Source organism: Chamaesiphon sp. VAR_69_metabat_338 (assembly GCF_031423935.1).
GTDB lineage: Bacteria > Cyanobacteriota > Cyanobacteriia > Cyanobacteriales > Chamaesiphonaceae > Chamaesiphon.
This window is the reverse complement of sequence record NZ_JANPGM010000666.1, coordinates 1-2,952: the sequence shown is the minus strand read 5'-3', so window position 1 is coordinate 2,952 and position 2,952 is coordinate 1. Positions and strand designations below refer to the sequence as shown.

Below are 2,952 nucleotides of genomic sequence, written 5' to 3'. Positions count from 1 at the left end.
CATGCTTTCGATGCATATATTACCAGGGATTCACCGGGATAATACTTCTGCCACCCATCCCGATATTGTTGACAAGCTGTGCGTACCGATTGCTCGTCGAGAATATATAAGGGGGAACCAAATTGCCGTACCAATTCGGTGACATCACAGCCGCCAATTTCTAGACAATCCCTGTCGTTAACTGTCGCCGTTAGCGGGAGAATGTGTTGGTTGGGTGAGGCGTCGAGATTAGCTGGCGGTAAGTACTGGCGGCTGCTGGGCTGGGTGGCGGAGATCGATACCATTAGGTTGTGACTAGAATTTGCGGATTCCTAAATTATAATAGAAGTGCGGATTTAGGTCGATCCTCAGTTATAGCGGTTAGGACAGGACAATGATTGAAATCGTCGCTTGGGATGCAAAGTCTGCCTACGCAGACTAATTAAAGAATGTCCTATGACCTTTGCTACTGCTATAAGATCTTGGTGGTTTGAGGTCGATCGAATCTACGATCGAGGATTAATTTCGGGAGTTTTAGCAAAGATGTCTGACAATCGCGACCTTGTCATCAAATTCTATCGGGCATTCGATCGCGGCGACTTTGAGATCGTTAGAAATATGATGTCAGAAAATTTTGCCGCTCATTTAGTTGGCATATCTGCAACTCTAGATCGAGACGAGTTTATCGAATTTGGAAGTAAATTTAGGCAAGCTTTCCCCGATGTTTGCCATCAATTCGATCGATCGATTTGTGAAGATGATAAAGTGGTCACTTCAGGGATATTTACAGGTACGCATTTAGGCAATTTCCAAGGCTTACCAGCTACGGGACAATCGCTCTCCGTCGCCGTGATGCATGTCGATCGCATTAGCGATGGTAAAATCGTCGAACATTGGGGTCAAGGCGACCAGGCGGGCATGATGCAACAACTTGGAATCGTGCCGCTACCTGGCATTGCTTTATTTTATCGGGCAATTCGTCAGCAATTGGGACTGAATAAGTAAGCCTAAATTTATTCGACAACTTTGCGTAATGCTTTCATCTGCGATCGATGTTTCTTAGCTTCTAATCTGCGCCGATCTTGGCTTTTACTTGGCTTTCTAATTTTGCGAGGCAAGACGACAACTGCTACGCTTAAAATCAAAGCTTTCAATCGATCGAATGCTTCCGATCGATTGCGTTCCTGACTGCGGTGTTCTTGTGATTTAATCACGATAACACCTTCATTGGTAATGCGACGATCGCTCAATTTCAGCAGCCGATCTTTATACCATTCGGGTAAAGATGATGCTTGAATGTCAAAGCGTAAGTGTATCGCTGTCGCCACCTTATTAACATTTTGACCGCCAGCACCTTGCGATCGAATGGCACTAATCTCAATTTCATTGAAGGGAATACTAATACTTTTAGATATCTCGAACATGACTGATTTAGTAATATCGGGTCGTGCATTGCCGAACTCATATTATCTATTTTAAACGAATCTTACGGATTTAACCCATTGGTACCCTTATTAAATTAAACGGAGCGATCGAGCGGGTTAGATCTGAACACTAGACCATAGCAATATTCATATTTCCAGGTAAGCAGCACAATTAATTAATGTTAATTGTGCTGACTTCGATCTAGGTTGAACATAGAGAAACTTCTTGTTTTTTTGCCAACTCTCGATCTAAGATGATTATTTCTCTAATCCAATCTCTAGTATTTTCTGTACTGTATTCACCATATTTACCATCGTATACAAAAATGCTCTCGGACACTTTTTCTGGAGTATCTCTACCATCTAAGAAATATTGACAATCCATAGAGTCATTGTCTTTTCTACATCCGAAAATATTGACTTCTATTCTGCCGTTATTAAGTTGCCGAACAATTTTAATTCCTTTACACTCTTTTGGCGGATTATCTTCGGATAACTCACCAAATTGTTTAATACAGACAAGTGGCTCGATTTGGCATCTGAACTTAGTATCAGATAGTAGAAAGTAATCTTCAATAATTGAAATTATGTCGTATATTTCTGGATGGTGCATGTAAATGATGTTGATGAGAGAATTAGTCGATTGTTTTGAACAGAATGTAAATGCACAAACATCTGAACTATTTTACAGACATACTGACTAGCTTATCTTACCCACTTTGCAACATTTGGCTATCACCCAATTCTTAATATTATCGATCGGGTTGTTCAGCACTAAACTACAAAATTTTCGTTAAATCTAAGATAAATTCAGGCATCACATCCTGACAATCGATCGAGCCTGGATTATCAATAACTTCAACTTCTTTGTTCGATCGATAGATTTCGACTTGCTTATCTTGGGGATTAATTAATAGTCCGAACTTTACACCTAACCGTTGATATTCGAGCATTTTAGCTTGTAAGTCGCTTAATCTGTCGGTAGTAGAACGTAGCTCGATGAGAAAATCTGGCACCACTGGAATAAATTGTTTGAGCGAAACACCTTCTAGACGTGAGTTTTCAATCCAAGAAACATCTGGCGAGAGTTTGCCGCCGCCAATTGATGAAAAATCATAGCCAGTTGAGGAGTCAAATGCTGTTCCCAATTGAGTGCGCTCGTTCCAAATACCTACTTGCACCGCTAGACTGAGATTTCTTTTACCACTTTCTCCGAATGTTGGTGCCATAACAATTAATTTTCCTTCTTTAGTCAACTCCATTCGTAAATCCCGATTGTCCGCACACAATCTGTCAAATTGTGCTGGTGTCACATGGAGATCTGCGCTGTGAATATTAACCGCAATTGTTTCTTCAGCTAAAGATTGGGAGACATTCATAAAACCTCGATGCGATCGATCGACCTTCACTACATTTCTATTATGCCAGAGCGGACTTACCCCGACTGGCAACCCAAAAGAAAAAGCCCGCTGTTGCGAGCCTTTCAATTCTTAAATTAAATTAGCGATATCTAGCGTCTGGCTAATTTCTTAGAAATCTTCCGCAACCG

4 protein-coding genes and 1 pseudogene are annotated in these 2,952 nt (G+C 41.1%); 1 reads left to right on the top strand and 4 read right to left on the bottom strand.

Annotated elements, in window-relative coordinates; genetic code table 11:
• Positions 1-284, bottom strand: a pseudogene (locus tag RMO84_RS18450) (diaminopimelate decarboxylase); the annotation flags it as partial.
• A 151-nt stretch (positions 285-435) separates the two neighbouring features.
• On the opposite strand from RMO84_RS18450, the gene RMO84_RS18445 reads away from it, so the two are divergent.
• Positions 436-984: an ester cyclase gene (locus RMO84_RS18445; RefSeq protein ID WP_310489898.1), complete on the top strand. Its 549-nt coding sequence runs from the start codon at positions 436-438 to the stop codon at positions 982-984.
• 8 nt (positions 985-992) lie between these two features.
• Here the strand turns inward: RMO84_RS18445 and arfB are convergent, their stop codons facing one another.
• From arfB to RMO84_RS18430, 3 genes are all read right to left on the bottom strand, one after another.
• Positions 993-1,403 carry an alternative ribosome rescue aminoacyl-tRNA hydrolase ArfB gene (gene arfB / locus RMO84_RS18440; protein WP_310489897.1) on the bottom strand — a complete coding sequence of 137 codons (411 nt, stop codon included), beginning with the start codon at positions 1,401-1,403 and terminating at the stop codon, positions 993-995.
• A gap of 202 nt (positions 1,404-1,605) precedes the next feature.
• Positions 1,606-2,016, bottom strand: a complete 411-nt coding sequence (locus RMO84_RS18435; RefSeq protein WP_310489896.1) for a hypothetical protein — start codon at positions 2,014-2,016, stop codon at positions 1,606-1,608.
• A gap of 166 nt (positions 2,017-2,182) precedes the next feature.
• Positions 2,183-2,782, bottom strand: a complete 600-nt coding sequence (locus RMO84_RS18430) for a Uma2 family endonuclease (protein ID WP_310489899.1) — start codon at positions 2,780-2,782, stop codon at positions 2,183-2,185.
• Positions 2,783-2,952 lie beyond the last annotated feature (170 nt).